Origin of the sequence: Stenotrophomonas sp. TD3 (assembly GCF_001939825.1) — a bacterium.
In the GTDB taxonomy this organism is placed as follows: domain Bacteria; phylum Pseudomonadota; class Gammaproteobacteria; order Xanthomonadales; family Xanthomonadaceae; genus Stenotrophomonas.
Window position 1 is genome coordinate 3,358,887 of record NZ_MOYM01000001.1, and the last position, 20,573, is coordinate 3,379,459.

Sequence of the window (20,573 nt, forward strand, 5' to 3'; positions counted from 1 at the left end):
CGGCAAGGATCAGCCGCCATTGTGCCGGAAAGAACAAGGGCGACGCCCGAAGACGCCGCCCTTGCTGGAATATTGCATTCTCCGCAATGTCGATGCATGCGAAACGACCTTGAACCCGGGGGCTCAAGTGGGAACGCTGGAGAACCATCGGGCTTCCCGCTACAAGGCGGACCTGCACTCCCGGCGCTGTCGCGCTCCCGGTGTCGTTCTTAAGGGACAAGGCGAATGTTTGCACATGCCGTCGAGTACCGCAGAGAACGCGTGGCCATTATAGCCAGCGCGCAGGATCTGGATAGGCCGTTCGTCGGCAACAGTCCGTGCCAATTCAGATACGCGAAAAGGGGACGGAGGGAATTAAGGCGTTTCCGGCACGGAAGGGGCGAATGCGCCTTGATTCCCTCCGTCCCCTTTTTCTACGCGCCGCCGTCGATCGCGCGGTCCAGGCGCCGGTTCAGGTCGGCCAGCGTCTGCTGCAGGGCCACGGCCTGGCGGGCGTTCTCGTCGCGCAGCAGCTGCAGTTCGTGGGCCAGGTTCAGTGCGGCCAGCACGGCGACGCGGTCGACGGCGGCCATGCGGTTGCTGCCGCGGATTTCGCGCATGCGTGCATCGAGCAGGCGCGCGGCGGCCATCAGGCTGTCGCGTTCATCGCCGCCGACACCCACGGTGTATTCACGATCGAGGATGCGGACACTGACCGGTTCGGCGCTCATGTGTGCTGCTCCAGGGATTTGAGCCGGCTGATCATTGCTTCCACCCGCGAGCGTGCCTGCTCGTTCTTGGCCAGCAGCGTGGAACGCTCGGCCACCAGCTGTTCCTGCTGGTGGCGCAGGCTGCGGTTCTCCTCGGCCAGGCGCTGGTTGCGTTCAAGCAACGCTTCCACGCGGGCGGCGAAGTCCTGCAGCTGGGCAAGGGGATCGGCGGGTTCCATGCGGGCACGATAGGCAAGCCGGGTAAGGGCGGTCAAGCGTTGTCGCAGCAAGGCCTGACGGCCGCAGAGAGGATGCCGTGGGGTTGCTACACTACGGGGTCTCACGGGCGCGCGCGTGCGCGCCCCGGGTTTCCTTTCCGAACGAGCCGCACGATGACCGAACTTCCCTCCGTCGACGACGTTACCCGCGCCAGCCAGGAACTGGGCCTGGGCGCCACCGCTGCCGAGCTGCACGGCGCGCTGTGTGGCTGGCTGGCCGCCGGTGGCGCCCCCGGCAACGACTGGCCGGCGCGCGTGCTGGCCGACGACAACCTGCCTCCGGTGGCCGCCGACAGCGTGCTGGGGCAGCTGCTGCAGGCGACCATCAAGCAGCTGGAAGACCGCGACTTCGCCTTCGAACTGCTGTTGACCGACGGCGACGACGTGTCCGCGCAGGCCGATGCCATGTTCAGCTGGACCCGCTCGTTCCTGGGCGGCTTCGGCCTGGGCAGCGGCGGCCGCCGCCCGACCCTGTCCGAAGAGGGCGAAGAAGCGCTGACCGACATGGCCAGCCTGGCCCGTGCCTCCAGCGAGGATTTCGAGGCTGGCGGCGATGACGATGACGAAGCCCTGTCGGAGATCGAGGAATTCATCCGCGTGGCGGTGCTGCTGCTGCACGGTGACGTGGTGCTGGCCTCGCGCCATCGGCAGCGCCTGAACTGATGGACATCAAGCAGCGCACCGGCATCGCGGCCGGCGAGTACAAGCGTCGGCGCCGCCAGCTGATGGACATGGCCGGCGAGGACGCGATCCTGGTGCTGCCGGCCGCCGCCGAGAAGGTGCGCAGCCTCGATACCCATTACCCGTTCCGGCAGGATTCGGACTTCCAGTACCTGAGCGGCTTCCCGGAGCCGGAAGCAGTGCTGGTGCTGATCCCGGGGCGACGCCACGGCGAGGCCATCCTGTTCTGCCGCGAGCGCGATGCCGAGCGTGAGGCCTGGGACGGCAGCCGCGCCGGCCAGGAAGGCGCGGTGGCGCAGTACGGCATGGACGATGCGTACCCGATCGACGATCTGGACGACATCCTGCCGGGCCTGCTGGAAGGGCGTTCGCGCGTCTACTACCACTTCGGCCGCGACGCCGATTTCGACCTGAAGCTGATCGGCTGGGTCAACCGTGTTCGCTCGCAGGTGCGCCACGGCGCGCAGCCGCCGCATGAGTTCCTGGAGCTGGGCCACCTGCTGCACGAGCAGCGCCTGTTCAAGTCCGGTGCCGAAGTGGCGCTGATGCACCACGCCGCGCAGATCAGCGTGCGCGCACATCTGGTGGCGATGAAAGCGGCGAAGGCCGGCATCCACGAATACGAACTGCAGGCCGAACTGGAACGCGTGTTCCGCGCCAACGATGCCGTGCCGGCCTACTGCAGCATCGTCGGTGCGGGCCGCAACGGCTGCATCCTGCATTACCGCGACAACAACGCACGTTCGCGTGACGGCGAGCTGGTGCTGATCGATGCCGGCGCAGAATATCGCGGCTATGCCAGCGACATCACCCGCACCTTCCCGGTGAATGGCCGCTTCAGTGCCGAGCAGCGCGCGCTGCACGACCTGGTCGGCGATGCGCAGGCTGCGGCGCTGGCCCAGGCCAAGCCGGGCGTGCCGTACGAGGCCGGCCACCTGGCGGCGGTGCAGACCCTGACCGAGGGCCTGCTGCGGCTGGGCCTGCTGAAGGGCACGCTGGAAAAGAACCTGTCCGAAGGCCTGTACCAGCGTTTCTACCGGCACAAGACCGGGCACTGGATCGGGCTGGACGTGCATGACGTGGGCGATTACCGCCTGGCGGGCGATTCGCGCCTGCTGGAGCCGGGCATGGCGTTCACCATCGAGCCGGGGCTGTATGTCGGCGTGGACGATACGACGGTGGAACCGCGCTGGCGCGGAATCGGTATCCGCACCGAAGACGATGTGCTGATCACCGATGACGGCCATCGTGTGCTGACCGAAGGCCTGGCGCGCAGCGCCGACGAGATCGAAGCGGTGATGGCGGGGTAAGGGGCTTCGGCAGGGCTTGCAGCCCTGCACCTGCAGAGGCAACAGCTGGAGCAACAGCGACAGCAACAGCGACAGCAACAGCAACAGCAACAGCGGGCTATCCGTGGGATGGCGGGGCACTGTGGGTGTGCGGGGACGCCGTAAACCCCGCTCCGCGGTCCGGCCCAGCCGCTGGCGGCTGTGCGTTCGGGCGCTTGCGAAGCAGTGCTTCGCAAGCAAAGCGCCCTCACCCATGGGGGCTTGGTCGCGGCATCCATGCCGCTCACACCCCGCAAACCCACAGTGCCCCGCCTTCGACAGGTTCACGCGGCTGTTGGTGGGTGCCGACCGTTGGTCGGCACATCTGTCAGATATCGAATGAATCATCCACGCATGGCGTGGATCTACTGGCCACTGCGGCCGTTGGAACGGGCGGCTGTTGGTAGGTGTCGACCTTGGTCGACACAGAGCGAGCGCAGCAAGCGACCCGCTTTTTCTTTTCTTTTCTCTTTTCCGTGGTTGGACGCGCGCAGGAAACTGTCAAAGGTGGGGCGGGTGGGCCATGCAGGGGCGTTGGCGCCATGGATGGCGCCATCGAGCTTACAGGGACGTACTTGCAGCGTCCCCTGCATGGCCCACCCGCCCCGCCAAGCGCGGCTTTTGCTCCAAGCGCCCAACCACGAGGGGCTCAGCCGTTCGCCGCCGCAAACTCCGGTCGCGTCAGGTTGTCCGCTTGGCCCTCGGTGCACAGCACTTCGTCTTCGATGCGGATGCCGCCATACGGACGGAAGAAGTCCACGCGGTCCCAGTTGATCGCATCGCCATGGCCGGCGTCCTTCACTTCGTTCAACAACATGTCGATGAAGTACAGGCCCGGTTCGATGGTCACCACCATGCCCGGTTCCAGCACGCGGGTCAGGCGCAGGTACGGGTGGCCCGCCGGGCGCTCGATGCGGCCGCCTTCGTCGCTGGCCGCGAAGCCGGCCACGTCGTGCACCTGCAGGCCGATCAGGTGACCGATGCCGTGCGGGAAGAACGCGGCGCTGACGCCGGTCTCCACTGCGGTCTGCGGCGACACCTTGATCACGCCGAAGTCCTTCAGCACGCCCATCAGCGAAAGATGCGCGTCCACGTGCAGCTGCTTGTAGTCGAAGCCCGGGCGCACCGCTGCGCACATCTGCTGCTGGGCGGCGTCGACGGCGGCGATCATCGCAGCGAATTCGTCGTGGCCATTCGCAGCGTAGGTACGGGTGATGTCGCTGGCATAGCCGTGCGCGCTGGCGCCGGCATCGATCAGGAAGCTGCGCAGCGGCTGCGGTGCCTTGCGGCCCAGCTCGGTGTAATGCAGCACGGCGGCATGTTCATTCAGTGCCACGATGTTGCCGTAGGGCAGCTCGTTGGCGTCCTGGCCCACCGCCTGGCAGTACGCCATGTGGATGCTGAACTCGTCGGCGCCGTTGCGGAACGCGGCTTCGGCGGCGCGGTGGCCGCGCACGCCCAGCACCTGCGCCTGGCGCATCAGCGCGATTTCATACGGCGTCTTGCTGCCGCGGTGCCATTCCAGGTAATTCACCACCGCTGCCGGGTTGTTGGGCACGTAGTTGCCCAGCGCGCTCTGCGGCTCGCCGAGAATCGCGCAGCGCGACGGATCGGCCGGCAGCAGGGCCAGCGCGTCTTCGGGCTTGCGGATGATGTGGATGTCGAAGTGCTCCACCCACCAGCCGCTCGGCGCATCCGGCACCACGTGCCAGTAGTCGAAGGGCTGGTGGAAGATCACCGCCGGGCGCTTGCCGGGGGTGAACACGATCCAGCTGTTGGGCACCCGGGTCAGCGGCAGCCAGGCCTTGAACTGCGGATTGACCGCATACGGGTAGTCGCGATCGTCGAACACCTGGTAGTGCAGGGTGCCGCTGGGCACCACCAGGTGATCGAAGCCGCCGCGGGCCAGCGCCTGTTCGGCACGTCGGCACAGCACGGCCAGGTGGTCGGGATACAGGGCGCCGGGGTCTTGCTGGATCATTGCGGTGGCTCGACACGGAAAACGGCCCTAGATTCTGCCGCATACCGGGAAAAACCGCTGTGCTGGAACCGGCACTCAGACCGTCGAAACCGGTCCCTCGTCGCTGTCTTCGCCTACCCACTGGCGCAGCAGCTGCCGATGTTCGCGTGACAGGGTGAGGAAACGGAAGCCGGTCCAGCTCTGGCCCGGCGCATGCGCCGGTTCACTCCACAGCAGGTGCACGCCCACGTCGATGGCCTCGTGGCGGCCGTCGCCCATCGGCAGCGGGAAGCGGAACTGGTACAGCGCGTCCTCGCGCAGCGGCGTGCTGGCCAGCATCAGCATGCCGGTCTCGGAGACATTGCCAAGCCGGCCCACCACGCTCTCGCGCATCTGGTCGGTCACCGGCACCAGGTCCGAGACCTGGCGGCGCGGTGCGCGGCGGGTGTCCTGCGGCGGTTGCGTGTTCAAACGGAGGTCTCCCTGGAACGGCCGCCGGCCAGCGCACGCAGTGCACCGAGGCTGGCCTGCCATGCGCGATCGACCAGCCGGCCCTTGTCTTCGGTGACCAGCTGCGCGCGTCCGGCGCTGATCTGCCGGGCGAGCGTGTCGAGGTCGGTATCGGCGATCTTCTGCCCGCGCGGATTGACGAACAGGGCGTGGCCGGTCAGCAGGCTGTACCAGGACAGGCGCTGGCGGCGCAGGCTGCCATCTCCGGTGTCGATGTCGAACCAGCTGCCGAAGGGCAGGGTGGCCAGCTGCTGGTAGGCGGCCTCTTCGGCGCTGCTGCGCGGCGCCAGCGACGCAGGGCCGCTGCCACTGGCGGCATGCTCGCCCAGCCGTGCACGCGCCTTCAGCCGCGCGCTGAGTTCAGTGCGCGAGGTGCTTTCGTCCTCGCCACCGGGCGTGGCCAGGCGACGGGCAACGGCGGCGGCTTCCTCGGCGTGATAGCCGACCTGCACCAGCGCGGATTCGACATCGCTGGCCAGCGAGGCATCGGTACCGCCGGGGGCATCGACGGCCTGCGCGGTCACCGCAGCGATGCGCTCGGTCTGATGGAGGCGCTCCTGCCATTGCGGTGAATCGTCGCCGTGGCGCAGGCGGGTGAGGGTGAGTGCATCGGCCCAGGCCTGGCGCAGCAGCGTCTGCACGAAGCGCGGCGGTTCCTGTGCGTCGCAGCACTGGTCGATCTGTGCATTGGCCTGGCGACGCGCCAGTTCCAGCCGTTCCTTGCCACGCGCGGCCTCGACATGGCGGCGCTCGGCCAGCTCGGCGCGATGGGCCGCCGCGCGCTGGTGCTGCTGCACGTCTTCGTTGGCGGTGGCGAAGGCTTCGGGCGAGCGCGCATCCTGGCCGAGAAGGCCCTGCACGCTCTGCGCCATGCGCTGCAGCAGCTGGGGGTCCACATCATCGTCGCCCAGCCAGTTGGCGCCGACTTCGGCAATCTGGTTGAGCAGTTCGCGTGCAGGGTGTTCGTCGCGCACGAAGAAGCCGGGGTCGGCCATCGCCGCGCGCGCCAGCGGTACCTGCAGGCGCGCCAGCAGGGCGGCCGGCACCGGGTCGGGGCGCTGCTGTTGCTGCACCTGCTGCATCAGCATGCGCAGCAGGTCGAGGTTGTCGCGGTCGTGGCTGCCCAACTGGGCCTGCGCGCCGTGCTCGCTGCGCAGCTGGGCGACCACCGCAGCCTGCAGGTCGGCGACGCCGGTGGCCGCGCTGGACTGGGCCTGCAGCCGCGCGAGGACCGCATCGACGGCCGCACTGGGCACGGCAGCGGCATCCGCGGGGGGCGCCGTGGCGTGGCGCGCCTGTTGCAGCAGTTCATGCAGCGCACTGCCGGTGGACGTGGTCACGCCCGGGGCTGCGGCACCCGGGGCGACCGCATCGTTGAAGGCGTCCTGCACCAGGTTCGACCAGGAACCGGCGGGAGCGGAGCCGTTCCAGCCGGTCAACGGGGCAGCGGCACGCTTGGCAGGCTGGGTTGCGCGGCCGCCCCCCACCGACTGGGTGATGATCCGCCGGGTGCTCGACGAGCGCGCCAGGTACGGGGTGTAGACCAGCCCCGGCAGCACGCCGTGCTGGGCCAGCAGCGCATTGGCGCGGTCCAGTACATCGCCCAGGCGTTCCAGCACCTGCCGCTCGAAGCTGCGGTACAGCGCAAGCTGCACCTCCACGCCGAGTGCGTCCTGTTCGGCGATCCGGCGCACCATCGCGCACAGGGCCTGCGGTGCCAGTGGCAGGGTGTCGGCCTCGAAGGCTGGCGCCGCCGCGAGCACGCCCAGGCGCTGGCCCAGCAGGTTCAGCGTGTTGGTCGAGCGCAGCGTCTCGCGCCGGATCATTTCGGTCAGCAGCAGGTCGCGATCAACCTCATGCTCATCGACCAGCGACAGGCCGAGCATGCCCGGTAGCGGCGGCGGCGACGCATGGGCCGCAGTGGCGGTGGACGGCGCGCGCAGGCCCACCAGCGCCTCGGCCACGGCATCGAGCATGCGGTCGGCGAAGTGGCCGGCGAAGGCGTGCAGCTGGCCACGCTGGGCCATCAGGTCCGCCTGCTGCATCGGATTGCGTGCGCGGTCGGCGTCGTGCAGCAGCGTCTGCTCCAGCGCTTCGACGGTCAAGATCAGGGGCGCGGCCAGCGTTTGCCGGCACAGGCCGATCAACGCACCCAGCAGCTCACGCACCCGCGGTGGCAGGTCGCTGGCGGCCAGGCGGGCTTTGTCGGCAGAGGTGATGGAAAAGACAGCTGACATCGGCGAGCGGTACCCGGATTCCCGCGGATCGATCTTGTGAATCTACCGTGTCGGCCGCGGTCAGCGCTACTTTAGGGTGAATGCGCGTGCAGTTCGTCCGGTCATGCCCGGCGGATGAACGGTAGTGCCGTCCGCTGGCCGGCAGCGCTGTCTTTACCGGCTTGCCGGCCAGCGGCCGGCACTACCCTCTGTCACGCGAGCATCAATCTTCCAGGAACAGGCTCACCACATCGTTGGTGAACCGGCGGCCCAGCTCGGTCGGCTGCACATGCCCATCCGTCACGTCCAGCCAGCCGCGCTGCACGGCCTCGGCCAGCGGTGCGTCCAGCACGCTGCGCGGCAGCCCTGTGCGCGACTCGAAATCGCGCAGGCCGAAACCTTCGTGCAGGCGCAGCAGGTTGAGCATGTACTCGAACGGCAGGCGCTCGGGCGCGATCACATCGTCGCCACCGAACGAGGCCGGCGTGCCGGCGCTGTCCAGGTAGGCCTGCGGATGCTTCAGCTTCCAGCGGCGCAGCACGTGTTCCTCGGCGCCCGAGCTGATCTTGCCGTGCGCGCCGGCACCGATGCCCAGGTAATCGCCGAAACGCCAGTAGTTCAGGTTGTGCGCGCTCTGCCGGCCGGGGCGCGCGTAGGCGCTGACCTCGTACTGGCCGAAGCCGGCCTGTGCCAGCAGTGCCTGGCAGTGTTCCTGCATGTCCCAGGCGTTGTCTTCATCGGGAATGCCCTGCGGCGGCCGCGCGAAGAACACCGTGTTCGGCTCCAGGGTCAGCTGGTAGTGCGAGATGTGCGCAGGCTGCAGCGCGAGCGCACGTTCCAGATCGGCCTCGGCACCGGCCAGGGTCTGTTCCGGCAGCGCGTACATCAGGTCGATGTTGAAGTTGTCGTAGCCCGCGTCCTGCGCCATCTTCACCGCGCGCTCGGCTTCGCCACTGTCGTGGATGCGGCCCAGGCGCTTGAGCATGGCGTCGTCGAAACTCTGGATGCCGAAACTGAGGCGGTTCACACCGGCCGCGCGGTAGCGGTCGAAGCGGCCATGCTCGGCGGTGCCCGGGTTGGTTTCCAGGGTGATTTCGGCGTTAGGTGCGAAGCGCAGGCGCGCACTGGCCTGCTGCAGGAAGCGGTCGATCGCTTCCGGCGGGAACAGGCTGGGCGTTCCGCCACCGAAGAACACGCTGTGCACCACCCGGCCCCAGACCAGCGGCAGGTCCTGGTCCAGGTCGCGCAGCAGTGCGTCGATGTAGGCATCGAACGGCAGCTCGCCCTTGGCCTGGTGCGAATTGAAATCGCAGTACGGGCATTTGCGCACGCACCACGGCAGATGCACGTACAACGACAGCGGTGGTTGCACCAGCCGCGGCGGGCTGTCGTGGTCAGCGGAGCAGGCTTCGCCGGGCAGGTGGTTGCAGTGGTCGTGGGCGTGCGGCATGGGCTTCATCGGTAGTGCCGGCCGCTGGCCGGCTTCCCTGGTTCGATCGGGTGGCGTCAGTACAGCGTCGCCAGCTGCTGCTTGAGCTGCTGCAGGGCAATGGCACGGTGGCTGATGGCGTTCTTCAGTGCCGGCTCCATTTCCGCGGCGGTCAGGCCGTGGGTGGTGTCCAGGAACACCGGGTTGTAGCCAAAACCATGGGTGCCACGCAGTTCGCGGATGATCTGCCCTTCCCAGCGGCCTTCGCAGATCAGCGGCTGCGGGTCGGTGGCGTGGCGCAGCAGCACGATCACCGCATAGAAGCGGGCGCTACGCTGGCCATCTGGGATGTCGGCCATCGCCTCCAGCAGTTTGGCGTTGTTGGCCGCGGCGTTGGTCGGGTGGCCGGCATAGCGCGCGCTGTACAGGCCCGGCGCACCGCCAAGGGCATCGACGATCAGGCCCGAATCATCGGCCAGCGCCGGCAGGCCGGTCGCTTCGCAGGCTGCGCGTGCCTTCAGCAGCGCGTTCTCGACGAAGGTCAGGCCGGTCTCTTCCACATCGCCCAGGCCCAGCTCGGCAGCTGAAGTGATCTGCAGCGGCAGGTCGGCGAGGATCTCCTGCATCTCCATCAGCTTGCCGGCGTTGTGGCTGGCCAGTACCAGTTTCTTCATTGGCGGGGCTCCAGCAGGTCCCAGGTGTTGCCATACAGATCGCGGAACACCGCAACCGTTGCATAGAGTTCTTCGCGCGGCGCTTCCAGGAACTCGACCCCGGCGGCCAGCATCGCCGCGTGGTCGCGGTGGAAGTCATCGGTGTTGAGGAAGAAGGCGACGCGGCCACCGGTCTGGTTGCCGATACGGCTGCGCTGTTCCTCGTTGCTGGCGCGGGCCAGCAACAGGGCGGCGGCGCTGCCGTCGGTCGGGCCGACCACCACCCAGCGCTTGCTGCCCTGGTCGATGTCTTCCAACAGGGCGAAGCCGAGCTTGCCGGTGTACCAGGCAATGGCTTCGTCGTAGTCGGCCACCACCAGGGTGGTCAGGGCGATGCGGCGGTTCATGCCGACAGCGCCGCCTGCTGTGCGGCCAGCAGTTCGCCTACGCCCTTTTCGGCCAGGCCCAGCAGCGCGTCCAGTTCATCGCGGCGGAAGGCGTGGCCTTCGGCGGTGCCCTGCAGCTCGATGAAGCCACCACCGTCGTTCATCACCACGTTCATGTCGGTGTCGCAGTCGCTGTCTTCGGCGTAGTCCAGGTCCAGCACCGGAGTGCCGCGGTACACGCCCACCGACACGGCGGCCACTGCGCCCAGGATCGGGTTGCGCTTGATGTCGCCACGCTTCATCAGCACGTTCACCGCATCGACCAGGGCCACGTAGGCGCCGGTGATGGCGGCGGTGCGGGTGCCACCGTCGGCCTGCAGCACGTCGCAGTCGAGGGTGATGGTGCGCTCGCCCAGCGCGTTGCGGTCCACGCAGGCACGCAGGCTGCGGCCGATCAGGCGCTGGATCTCCAGCGTGCGGCCGCCCTGCTTGCCACGGGCCGCTTCGCGGTCGCTGCGGGTGTGGGTGGCGCGCGGCAGCATGCCGTACTCGGCGGTCACCCAGCCTTCACCCTTGCCGCGCAGGAAGCCCGGCACGCGGTTCTCGACGCTGGCGGTGCACAGCACACGGGTTTCACCGAAGCACACCAGCACCGAACCTTCGGCGTGGCGGGTGAAGCCGCGTTGGATGACGACCGGGCGGAGCTGGTCGGGCTGGCGGCCGCTGGGGCGGGAATCGGACATGGTGCGGGTTCCGTAATGGCAAGGGAGTACGCCGCCACGCCCGCAGCCTTCACGGGGCGGGCAAGGGGGCTCTGGTGAGGGCGCTAGGGTACCATTCCCCCTTTGCACGCACCGGACACAATCCATGATTCGAAGCATGACCGCCTATGCCGGCGGCGAGCGGGTCACCCCGTGGGGCACGCTGGGCTGCGAGCTGCGCTCGGTCAATCACCGCTTCCTGGAGGTCGGCACCCGCCTGCCCGAGGAACTGCGGGCGCTCGAACCGCAGCTGCGCGAGCGCATCGCCGCGCGCCTGAGCCGCGGCAAGCTGGATCTGGTGATGCGCCTGCGCGCGCCGGAAGCGGCCGCCAACCTGCAGGTCGACGAGGCCCTGCTGGGCCAGCTGGGGCGCCTGGCGCACCGCCTGACCTCCGATTTCCCCAATCTGCAGGTCAGCTTCACCGATCTGCTGCAGCTGCCGGGCGTGACCCGCGGCGAGGCGACCGACGCCGCCGCCCTGCAGGTCGAGGCACTGGCCTTGTTGGACCAGGTGCTGGACGGCTTCGTCGAGGCCCGTGAGCGTGAAGGCGGCAAGTTGTCGGCCGCCATCAGCGAGCGCGTGGACGGCATCGAACGCATCGCCACCGAAGTCCGCACGCTGATTCCGGCCATTCGCGACGGCCAGCGCGCCAAGCTGGCCGCACGCCTGGCTGACCTGCCGCACCCGGTCGATCCCGGCCGCGCCGAGCAGGAGCTGGTGCTGTGGCTGCAGAAGCTGGACGTGGATGAAGAACTGGACCGTCTTGGCAGCCATATCGTCGAGATCCGCCGCGTGCTCAAGCAGCGCGAGCCGGTCGGCCGTCGCCTGGACTTCCTGCTGCAGGAGTTCAACCGCGAAGCCAACACGCTGGGCTCGAAGTCGGTGGACAGCCGTACGTCCAATGCCGCGGTGGAGCTGAAGGTGCTGATCGACCAGATCCGCGAACAGGTGCAGAACATCGAGTGATGTTCTGCGCAATCGCCTGGGAGGATCAAAGTCCTTCCAGGTAGTCCCCGGCAATCGCGACGCAGTGGTCGAAGCCTGGCGTGTAGTCCAGCGTGTCGATGGCCTTGAACGCAATCTTCAATGTCGGATGGGGATTGCGTATCTGATCAAGAAACGTTGATCGATGGCGCACCAGTGCGTCTGCGGCGGCCGCCAGCGCGTCCGGCTCGCGTTCGATGACCAGCGCAAGATCGAACAGGTCTCGGGCCGTTGTTCGATGCCCGCGATGGAACATTTTCTTGGCGATGATTTCCGCCGACGTTTCCACGCGTATGCGCTGCCCATCGATCGTCCATTCCTCCCAGGCGTCATCGAGAAGATTGGGAGCTGCGACGAAATCCACCTCGCCTTCCTCGAACTGCAGCTTGACCCAGGCGCTGGGATCCTCGCTGTAGTCGCCGGTAAGGCTCGCGGCCACATCGCTCAAGCGGGGAGTGACGAAGCCCAGGTACTGGGGGTTCGGCACGAAGATGTCGATGTCCTTGCTGAGCCGGTGCCGATGTCGAAACATCAGTACCGTTCCGCCGCCCAACGTCCAGAACGGATCGGTGATGCCGCCGTGGCGCCGGATCTCTCCGATGAGGACAAGCGCCCGGGGCAGCAGCGCCTGCCAGGCGCCGGCAGGCAATTCGCGGTTCACATCCACAGGTCCTTGCGATGGGCAGAAAGTGTGTTGGCCATCTTCGCCACGTTGCGCCAGATGCGCCGTGGTGGCATCTGCGCGCCGATTGCAGCTTCCTCGACCGCCATCACCATCATGGCGGGAGGGGCCTCATCCAGCAGGTGCGCTATCTGCGCCGCATAGGTCGCGGGAACCTCCCCGCTGACCAGCACGCGGGCCAACTCACCGGCCGTCAGTTCGCTCGCGTAGCTCACGTTCGCGGTTCGTGCGGCCATTTTCAGGCCTTGCTTGCGCAGCCGGTTTTCGGTGGTGGGTATCGGAGCATCCAGACCGAGCACGGCCATCAACTGTCCCACGCGATTGACGCCCAGGTCACTCAGGGTGCCACCTTCCAGGCCGACCACGGTCTGCCGGGAAAGGCCGCTGAGATGAGCCAGTTGGCCTTGCGACAGGCCAAGTTCCTCACGGCGGGCACGAACCGCCTTGCCGATGTCGATCAGGTTCATGGGCTGAGTGTCCAATATTTTGGACATAAATCAAGTATCCGGGGGCGACGTGTTGGCAAACCTTCACGTCTCAAACCACGCTGACGCCCGGTGCGCCTTCGCCCAATCGCCCCACCACGGCCGCCTGGCCGAACCCCGCGTCGTGGAAGCAGGCCAGCACCGCATCCACCGCTTCCGGGGCGCACGACACCAGCAGGCCACCGCTGGTCTGCGGGTCGGTCAGCAGCGGCTGCCAGTGTGCCGGCAACCCATCGGCGAAGCACACCTCGGCGCCATAGGAAGCCCAGTTGCGGCTGGAGGCGCCGGTCACGCAGCCACGCTGCAGCAGGGGCAGCGTCTGCGGCAGCAGCGGGATCTGCGCGCTGTCCACTTCGGCGGCAACGCCACTGGCGCGGCACACTTCCAGCAGGTGGCCGAGCAGGCCGAAGCCGGTGACGTCGGTCATGGCGTGTACGCCGTCCAGCGCGGCCAGGGGTATACCCACGGTGTTCAGGCGGGTGGTTGACTCGATCATTTGCCTGTAGCCCTCGGCATCCAGCACCTCCTTCTTCAGCGCCGACGAATACACGCCCACGCCCAACGGCTTGCCCAGCACCAGTACATCGCCGCCGCGCGCATCGGCATTGCGCTTGAGTCGTTGCGGGTCGAGCACACCGATCGCGGCCAGGCCATAGATGGGCTCCACCGAATCGATGCTGTGGCCCCCGGCGACCACGATGCCGGCATCGGCGCAGGCGCGTTCGCCGCCCTGCAGGATGCCGCGGATGGTGTCCTGCGGCAGCGTGTTGATCGGCATGCCGACGATGGCCAGTGCGAACAGCGGGCGCGCGCCCATCGCATACAGGTCCGACAGCGCGTTGGTGGCGGCAATGCGGCCGAAGTCGAACGGATCGTCGACGATCGGCATGAAGAAGTCGGTGGTGGCGACGATCGCCTGCCGGTCATCGAGGCGATACACCGCCGCGTCGTCGCTGGTCTCACGGCCGACCAGCAGCTCAGCCGGTGCCGGAAGCGCTGGAGCGCCGCGCAGCAGTTCGGACAGCACGCCCGGGGCGATCTTGCAGCCGCAGCCGCCACCGTGGGCCAGCGAGGTCAGTCGTTGCGGGGCATCGGCCGTTGAAGGAGCGGGGGACTGCGCGTGCGTGGCCATGCCGACATCTCCTGCGGAAACACGAATGGCGGAAGGCAGCAGGAGTCGAACCTACCAGGGAACGATCGACGCCCCCTACTGGGTTTGAAGCCCAGCCGCATGCCCGGATGCGCATGCCTTCCGAAAGTACGGCGGTACCGGTGGGCTCAGTCGCGGGCTGCGTTCCACTGCAGGTCGCCGCGCGGCCGATGCTGGTCACCGACGCGTCGAGTGTAGCCAACGCGATTGAAGAACTCCAAGATCTGGATGCTGCGTTTGCGGCCCAGGCCGATGGCATCGCGGAAGGCCGCCGCATCCACCGTGCCGGTGGCCTGTGACAGCTGCGCGACGATCGCGGCCAGCTCGGCGATGCGGGCCGGTGCATAGAACAGGTCCGGTACCACCTGGAACAGATCGCCACGCGCGGCGGCCCGGCGCAGGACCGCGCGGATATCCTCCTCGGCCAGGCCGATATCGGCGGCCAGGGTGCGCACCCACGGCGGATCGAAACCACCGGCGTGCAGCTGCGGCAGCACACGTTCCAGCAGAAGACGTTCGCGCTCCGGTGGTGCATGGTTGTGACCGCGCAGGCGCCACCAGGAGCCCATGCGCTGCAGCGTGCCATCGGCCAGCAGGTCCTGCAGGAGGGCATTCCAGAGGCCCGCTGCAAGCGAGGGCAGGGTACTGCGCTGCAGACGGCCGCTGTCGACACCGGGTTCGTCCGGGCGTCGCTCGTGCCAGCCGCGCAGCGAGGCGATCACCTGCTCGCGCAATGCCTGCCAGTGCGAGGCGAGGATGATCACCGTGTCATCGCGGGTGACGATACGCTGTGCGTCCGCAGGCAGGTCGATCTGGTCGGCGGCGCGCCGGCAGTAGCGCTGCAACGCGGCCATGGCAATGCCGAAGGGCGCCTGCTGCAACAGCGGGCCGATTCCCGCACCCGCGGCCAGCTGCTCCAGCGCCCCAAGCCATGCGAGCCGTGCCGGGCTGCGCCGGCGCCGCTGTGGCGGGTCCGGGTCGAGCACGATGCCACCGCCCAGCGTGTGGGTCGCGGCTGAATCACGGGCGATGAAGCGGTCACCACACATCGCACAGACCGGCGCCTCGAACACCAGCTGCACCAGCTGCCCATTGCCGTGATCGTCGTCCTCCAGCAGCACCACATGGGCCTGCCGATGCATCGTGCCCCAATGGATGTGCAGCGGCGCCCAGTCGCGCAACGGTGTGGCCAGCGCGGAAAGCCTCAGCCGCACGTCGATGCGTGGGGTCGCCAGCAGGGCGCGTGGGTCGGCGATCCAGTCACCACGGCGGATGTCGTCACGGCCGATGGCCGCCAGGTTCAACGCGCAGCGCTGCCCGGCCATGGCGTGTTCGGTGGCCTGGTTCTGCGCGTGGATGCTGCGCACGCGTACGTCGGTGGCGGCGGGCATCAGCTGCAGGTGGTCGCCAACCGTGGCGACACCGCCATGCACCGCGCCGGTCACCAGCGTGCCGTGGCCGGCCAGCGAGAACACGCGGTCCACCGGCATGCGGAACAGCTCGCTGCGCAGCGCGGCCCGGTGCGCGTTGGCATCCCCTGCGGCCCATGCATGCAGGTGGGCGCGCAATGCGTTGATGCCGGCATCATCGGGTGAGGTGCTGTTGCAGGCGAATACAGGGGAATCCTGCAGCGGCGTTCCGGCCAGCAGAGCGGTGATCTCGATCTCGACCCGGGCGACGCGCGCTGCGTCCACGCGGTCGATCTTGGTCAGGGCGACCGCACCGCGATCCACGCCCAGCAACTGCAGGATCGCCAGATGCTCGCGGGTCTGCGGCATCACGCCGTCGTCGGCGGCGACGACCAGCAGGGCGACATCGACGCCGGTGGCGCCGGCCACCATCGTGTGCACGAAGCGCTCATGGCCCGGCACGTCGACGAAACCCAGCGTCGCAGAAGCATCCGCGCCCGTGCCTTCCACCGGAACATAGGCGTAACCCAGCTCGATGGAGATGCCGCGCGCGCGTTCTTCCTGCAGGCGGTCGGTCTCGATGCCGGTCAGTGCCCGCACCAGGCTCGTCTTGCCATGGTCGATATGCCCGGCGGTGCCGACGATCATGCCTGCAGCGTGCTCCATTGGGCGAGGAAGTCCGCTTCGTCGGCCGATTCCAGGCAGCGCAGGTCCAGCCACAGCGCGTCATCGGCGATGCGCCCCAGCACGGGTCGCGGCAGCTGACGCAAGTGTTTTGCCAGGCGGCCCAGTCCGCCACGGCGCGCGCTGGTAATGCGCAGCCCGGCACTGGCCAGCTGCGCCTGTGGCTGTGCACCGCTGCCGATCTGGCTGTGCATCGATGCCCGTTCAAGACCGTAGTCGGCGGCGAGCGCGGAACGCATCGGCTGCAACAGGCGCTGGGCCTGCACATCCATGTCCTCCTGCATGCGCGACAGGGTGCGCAGGGTCGGCAGCCGTTGCGCCAGCAGCTCCGGTTCGCGGTACAGGGCCAGCACCGCTTCCAGCGCGGCCAGGCCCATCTTGTCCATGCGCAGCGCGCGCTTGAGCGGGTTGCGGTTGATCCGTGCGATCAGGTCGGCACGACCGGCGATGATGCCGGCCTGAGGCCCGCCCAGCAGCTTGTCGCCACTGAATGAGACCAGGTCGGCGCCGGCCGCCAGTGTTTCCTGCACGGTCGGCTCGTGTGGCAGGCCGAATGCCGCCAGGTCGCAGAGGCTGCCGCTGCCCAGGTCCACCACCAGCGGCAGGCTGTGCTCGTGCGCGATGGCGGCCATTGCCGCCGTGTCGACCTTGGCGGTGAAGCCGGTGATCGCGTAGTTGCTGGCATGCACTTCCATCAGCAGCGCAGTGCGGGTGCCGATGGCGTGGGCGAAGTCGGCCGGGTGGGTGCGGTTGGTGGTGCCCACTTCCAGCAGCCGCGCGCCGGCACTGCGCATCACATCGGGAATACGGAAGGCACCGCCGATCTCCACCAGTTCGCCGCGCGACACCACCACCTCGCGACGGTTGGCCAGGCTGTTGAGCAGCAGCAGGACCGCCGCCGCATTGTTGTTGACCACGGTAGCGGCTTCAGCCCCGGTCAGCTCGCAGATCAATGCCTGCACCCGCGCATCGCGGTCGCCGCGGCGGCCGCGGGTGAGATCGAATTCCAGGTCAACCGGTGCGGTCATCGCGCGGGTGACGGCGTGCACGGCGGCATCGGGCAGCAATGCGCGGCCGAGGTTGGTGTGCAGCACGGTGCCGGTCAGGTTGAACATCGGTTGCAGGTCCAGCCGTGCATCGGCGGTGAGTGCGGCGTCGAGCGCCGCGACCAGTGCCGGGCCTTCAATGGCCTGGTGCAACTGCTCGGCCGAGAGCTGCGCGGCACTGATGCGTTCACGCAGCGCCTGCAGATGTACGCGCAACAACTGGGTGATGCGGCTGCGGCCGTGGCCCTCGATCAGTGCTGCCAAGGCAGGCAGGCGCAGCAACCGGTCCAGCGAGGGCAGGGCTGACACCGATGCCGGGGTGGGGGGCGTGGCTGTCATCGCCTCACTCGCCGTCGGACTGCCACAGCAGCGGATTCTGGCTGGCGCGTGCATACCCTTCCTCGCCCAGCAGCAGGTCCAGCGCCAGCGTGCCGAGGTCGTCGGCCACCGGTTCCAGTGACGGGTCTTTTTCCAGGTACAGGATCTTGCGGTAGCTGTGGCAGTGGTCGCAGGTTTCGGCACGTACCGCGCTCTCGCGCACGGCCTGACCGGTATCGCCGTCGGCATCCGCCAGCGCGCGGTAGGCGATGTCCTTGCCGGCCGCACCACACTGGCTGCACTGCACGCGCACGTAGTGCCACTGGCAGGCGCACAGCGAGCACGACAGGTAGCGGTAGGAGGCATAGGGCGGACGGGCCTGCACCACGCTGGTCACCGGCAGGGTGCCGCACAGGGGGCACAGCCCCGGCGCATCGGCCAGCGGCCTCAGCTCGGTGGGGCGGAAGCTGGCTGCGAGCACGGCCCAGTACACCTGCAATGCATTCATCACCAGCAGTGCAGCGACTGCGTCGACCGCGGGCGCGTCATCGCGTTCCAGCACGGCGTGGGCCTGTGCATCCAACCAGGCATCCTCGGCGGCGGCGACGCGCAGCAGTTCCTGCCGCGTTTCCGCCGGCAGCCCAGCCTCGTCGGCGCAGTGCCGGCACAGCGTGCGCAGCCAGTCGCGCCAGCGTCCATCCAGCTGAAGTGTGTTGGCCGGCCGCAACGGCATGCCGGCGCTGGCGGCCGCGCTGGACTGCTGCGCGCGCGCCTGCGCCTGAAGGTCCTCGCGCTGCTGCGGTGTCAGATCCTCCAGCAGCGCCTGCTGTGCATCGGCCAGCGCCGCCAGCAGCTGCAGGTAACCGCCGATGGCACTGTGCCCCGCCAGACTACGCAGCCGGTCCGCACGTGCGGCGAACAGCGACTCGATATCGGGCAGGATGATGCGCGGAACATCGCGCGAGGCCAGCGTCTCGATCTCACCGGGTTCAAGGATGCGTTGCGCCATGCAGGGCCAGCCAGAAGAACCAGCCTCCATCCTCGCCGTTGTCAGCGCTGGCGTCCAGCGTGTTCCAGGCAAAGCAGTCGAGCATGGCTCGACTCTACAAAAACCGGATTCCGTTGTTGCCGTGTTCATCGTGTCGACCAAGGTCGACACCCACCAACAGCACCGGGGAACTGTCGAAGGCGGGGCACTGTGGGTTTGCGGGGTGTCCGCGGCATGGATGCCGCGGCCAAGCCCCCAGGGACGGGTTCACGGCGCCCCCGCAAATCCACAGTGCCCCGCCATCCCACGGATAGCCGCTGTTGCTGTTGCCTTGGCTTGAGGCGGGTGCAGGGCCGCAGGCCCTGCCGCTACCCCTGTTCCCGCCGCCCGCGCAGGATGTCCCGGAACCACTGCCGGTGATGCTTGTACGCCCACCCGTAGGTCACCTTGCCCTGGGTCATCGCCCGCACCGAACCCTTGATCCAGATCGCCGCATAGATGTGCACCACGATCGCGCACACCAGCACCCAGCCGAACAGCGCATGGGCGAGCACCGAAAAGCGGATCAGCCCGATCGGGAAGAGGTGGCTGAAGTACTGCCGCCAGATCACGAAGCCGGTCAGCAGCAGCGCCGACAGGCAACCGATGATGGCCCAGAACAGCAGCTTCTGGCCGGCATTGAAACGGCCCACCTGCGGCAGCTTTTCGTCCTCGTTGCGCAGCACATCGCGCATGCCGCGCATCCACGCGCGGTCGTCCGCGCTGAGGAAGTTGTCACGCCACATCCGCAGCGCCAACAGTGCAAAGCCGATCACCATGGCCAAGCCGATGAACGGATGCAGGATGCGCGTCCACGGGCCGCCACCGAACAGCTGCGTCAACGGGAACAGGGCAGGGTGGAACAGCGCCAGCCCGGACAGCGCGGTCAGCACGAAGCAGATCGCCACGATCCAATGGTTGATACGGGTCGGCGCACGGTAGCGGATGATCTCGCGGGGGCGCGGGGCGCGGCTCATGACCGGTCCTCCTCGATCTTCTCGGCCTCATGCTCGGCGTGTTCTTCTTCTTCCTCGTCCACCGTGTTGCGGCCGATGCCGATGTAGTGCAGGAAGCCGGCGAATGCCGTAGCGGCAATCGCCAGCACACCCAGCGGCTTGGCCACGCCCTTCCAGACCTCGACCATCGGGCTGATGCGCGGGTCCTTGGGCAGGTCGGCGTACAGCTCCGGCTTGTCCACATGCTGCAGCACGTACATCACGTGGGTGCCGCCAACGCCCTGCGGGTCGTACAGGCCAGCATTCTCGTAGCCGCGCGATTTCAGGTCTTCCACGCGTCCGGCCGCGTGCTCGGTCATCGCCTGCTTGCTGCCGAAGGTGATCGCACCGGTCGGGCAGGTTTTCACGCAGGCCGGTTCCTGGCCTACCGCCACCCGGTCCGAACACAGCGTGCACTTGTAGGCCTTGTGGTCCTTCTTGGAGATGCGCGGCACGTCGAACGGGCAACCGGTCACGCAGTAGCCGCAGCCGATGCAGTTCTCTTCCTGGAAGTCGACGATGCCGTTGGCATACTGGATGATCGCGCCCGGCGACGGGCAGGCCTTCAGGCAGCCCGGATCGCTGCAGTGCATGCAGCCTTCCTTGCGGATCAGCCACTCCAGTTTGCCTTTCTCGTCCTCGTACTCGCGGAACTTCATCACCGTCCACGACTGTTCGCTCAGGTCGGGCGGGTTGTCATAGCTGCCGACGCAGCTGCCGACCTCGTCGCGCAGGTCGTTCCACTCCATGCAGGCGACCTGGCAGGCCTTGCAGCCGATGCACTTGCTCACATCGATCAGCTTGGCGACCTGACCGGTGTGCGCACCACGCGCCTCCGGCGAGGGCGTGGTGGTGGCCGAGCGGCGGATGATGTCCAGGGATTGCAGTGACATGGCGTGTC

General features: G+C 67.9%; 20 protein-coding genes, 1 tRNA gene and 1 other RNA gene. 3 read left to right on the forward strand and 19 right to left on the reverse strand.

Going from position 1 to position 20,573, the window contains the following annotated elements; translation table 11 throughout:
* Window positions 1-74: 74 nt before the first annotated feature.
* The 3 genes from ssrS to BKE09_RS15650 all read right to left on the reverse strand — a co-directional run bounded on the left by ssrS (window position 75) and on the right by BKE09_RS15650 (window position 928).
* Window positions 75-260, reverse strand: a non-coding RNA gene (gene ssrS / locus BKE09_RS15640) — 6S RNA.
* A 153-nt stretch (window positions 261-413) separates the two neighbouring features.
* Window positions 414-710 (reverse strand): cell division protein ZapA, encoded by a 297-nt coding sequence (locus tag BKE09_RS15645; RefSeq protein WP_006467013.1) that lies wholly within the window; start codon window positions 708-710, stop codon window positions 414-416.
* Window positions 707-928 carry a TIGR02449 family protein gene (locus BKE09_RS15650; RefSeq protein ID WP_005410898.1) on the reverse strand — a complete coding sequence of 74 codons (222 nt, stop codon included), beginning with the start codon at window positions 926-928 and terminating at the stop codon, window positions 707-709. Before BKE09_RS15650 ends, BKE09_RS15645 begins: the two co-directional genes overlap by 4 nt.
* A 153-nt stretch (window positions 929-1,081) precedes the next feature.
* Here BKE09_RS15650 and BKE09_RS15655 point away from each other — a divergent pair, with 153 nt between their 5' ends.
* Window positions 1,082-1,630, forward strand: a complete 549-nt coding sequence (locus BKE09_RS15655; protein WP_014648288.1) for a YecA family protein — start codon at window positions 1,082-1,084, stop codon at window positions 1,628-1,630.
* Window positions 1,631-1,635: 5 nt separating this feature from the next.
* Window positions 1,636-2,958: an aminopeptidase P N-terminal domain-containing protein gene (locus BKE09_RS15660; RefSeq protein WP_139319679.1), complete on the forward strand. Its 1,323-nt coding sequence runs from the start codon at window positions 1,636-1,638 to the stop codon at window positions 2,956-2,958.
* 667 nt (window positions 2,959-3,625) lie between these two features.
* Here BKE09_RS15660 and pepQ read toward each other — a convergent pair.
* The 7 genes from pepQ to rph form a co-directional block, all read right to left on the reverse strand.
* Entirely contained in the window at window positions 3,626-4,957 is a 1,332-nt protein-coding gene (pepQ, locus tag BKE09_RS15665) for a Xaa-Pro dipeptidase (RefSeq protein WP_075676342.1), read from the reverse strand.
* Between the two features lie 75 nt (window positions 4,958-5,032).
* Window positions 5,033-5,407 carry a PilZ domain-containing protein gene (locus BKE09_RS15670; RefSeq protein WP_075676343.1) on the reverse strand — a complete coding sequence of 125 codons (375 nt, stop codon included), beginning with the start codon at window positions 5,405-5,407 and terminating at the stop codon, window positions 5,033-5,035.
* Window positions 5,404-7,683, reverse strand: coding sequence for a DUF1631 family protein (locus BKE09_RS15675; protein WP_075676344.1), 2,280 nt, complete (start codon window positions 7,681-7,683; stop codon window positions 5,404-5,406). Before BKE09_RS15675 ends, BKE09_RS15670 begins: the two co-directional genes overlap by 4 nt.
* A gap of 202 nt (window positions 7,684-7,885) precedes the next feature.
* On the reverse strand, window positions 7,886-9,112 hold the full coding sequence (hemW, locus tag BKE09_RS15680; RefSeq protein WP_075676786.1) for a radical SAM family heme chaperone HemW: 1,227 nt from the start codon (window positions 9,110-9,112) through the stop codon (window positions 7,886-7,888).
* Window positions 9,113-9,168: 56 nt separating this feature from the next.
* Window positions 9,169-9,765, reverse strand: a complete 597-nt coding sequence (gene rdgB, locus BKE09_RS15685) for an RdgB/HAM1 family non-canonical purine NTP pyrophosphatase (protein WP_075676345.1) — start codon at window positions 9,763-9,765, stop codon at window positions 9,169-9,171.
* Window positions 9,762-10,151 (reverse strand): VOC family protein, encoded by a 390-nt coding sequence (locus BKE09_RS15690; RefSeq protein ID WP_075676346.1) that lies wholly within the window; start codon window positions 10,149-10,151, stop codon window positions 9,762-9,764. The genes rdgB and BKE09_RS15690 overlap by 4 nt, the downstream gene beginning before the upstream one ends.
* On the reverse strand, window positions 10,148-10,873 hold the full coding sequence (rph, locus tag BKE09_RS15695) for a ribonuclease PH (protein WP_005410889.1): 726 nt from the start codon (window positions 10,871-10,873) through the stop codon (window positions 10,148-10,150). Before rph ends, BKE09_RS15690 begins: the two co-directional genes overlap by 4 nt.
* A 124-nt stretch (window positions 10,874-10,997) precedes the next feature.
* On the opposite strand from rph, the gene BKE09_RS15700 reads away from it, so the two are divergent.
* Window positions 10,998-11,858 carry a YicC/YloC family endoribonuclease gene (locus BKE09_RS15700; RefSeq protein WP_019661992.1) on the forward strand — a complete coding sequence of 287 codons (861 nt, stop codon included), beginning with the start codon at window positions 10,998-11,000 and terminating at the stop codon, window positions 11,856-11,858.
* A 25-nt stretch (window positions 11,859-11,883) separates the two neighbouring features.
* Here the strand turns inward: BKE09_RS15700 and BKE09_RS15705 are convergent, their stop codons facing one another.
* From BKE09_RS15705 to fdxH, 9 genes are all read right to left on the reverse strand, one after another.
* The gene (locus BKE09_RS15705) at window positions 11,884-12,537 is read right to left on the reverse strand and encodes a nucleotidyl transferase AbiEii/AbiGii toxin family protein (RefSeq protein ID WP_075676347.1); all 654 of its coding nucleotides are present in this window, start codon (window positions 12,535-12,537) and stop codon (window positions 11,884-11,886) included.
* Entirely contained in the window at window positions 12,534-13,025 is a 492-nt protein-coding gene (locus BKE09_RS15710) for a helix-turn-helix domain-containing protein (RefSeq protein WP_075676348.1), read from the reverse strand. Before BKE09_RS15710 ends, BKE09_RS15705 begins: the two co-directional genes overlap by 4 nt.
* Before the next feature lie 70 nt (window positions 13,026-13,095).
* A complete protein-coding gene (gene selD, locus BKE09_RS15715; RefSeq protein ID WP_075676349.1) occupies window positions 13,096-14,175 on the reverse strand; it encodes a selenide, water dikinase SelD in 1,080 nt (359 codons plus the stop codon).
* A gap of 26 nt (window positions 14,176-14,201) precedes the next feature.
* Window positions 14,202-14,297, reverse strand: a tRNA-Sec gene (locus BKE09_RS15720).
* 24 nt (window positions 14,298-14,321) lie between these two features.
* A complete protein-coding gene (selB, locus tag BKE09_RS15725; RefSeq protein WP_075676788.1) occupies window positions 14,322-16,250 on the reverse strand; it encodes a selenocysteine-specific translation elongation factor in 1,929 nt (642 codons plus the stop codon).
* The gene (gene selA, locus BKE09_RS15730) at window positions 16,247-17,671 is read right to left on the reverse strand and encodes an L-seryl-tRNA(Sec) selenium transferase (RefSeq protein ID WP_075676350.1); all 1,425 of its coding nucleotides are present in this window, start codon (window positions 17,669-17,671) and stop codon (window positions 16,247-16,249) included. The genes selB and selA overlap by 4 nt, the downstream gene beginning before the upstream one ends.
* Window positions 17,672-17,675: 4 nt before the next feature.
* Window positions 17,676-18,659 (reverse strand): formate dehydrogenase accessory protein FdhE, encoded by a 984-nt coding sequence (gene fdhE / locus BKE09_RS15735; protein ID WP_075676351.1) that lies wholly within the window; start codon window positions 18,657-18,659, stop codon window positions 17,676-17,678.
* A 347-nt stretch (window positions 18,660-19,006) separates the two neighbouring features.
* The gene (locus tag BKE09_RS15740) at window positions 19,007-19,654 is read right to left on the reverse strand and encodes a formate dehydrogenase subunit gamma (protein WP_075676352.1); all 648 of its coding nucleotides are present in this window, start codon (window positions 19,652-19,654) and stop codon (window positions 19,007-19,009) included.
* Window positions 19,651-20,565: a formate dehydrogenase subunit beta gene (gene fdxH / locus BKE09_RS15745; protein WP_075676353.1), complete on the reverse strand. Its 915-nt coding sequence runs from the start codon at window positions 20,563-20,565 to the stop codon at window positions 19,651-19,653. The genes BKE09_RS15740 and fdxH overlap by 4 nt, the downstream gene beginning before the upstream one ends.
* Window positions 20,566-20,573 lie beyond the last annotated feature (8 nt).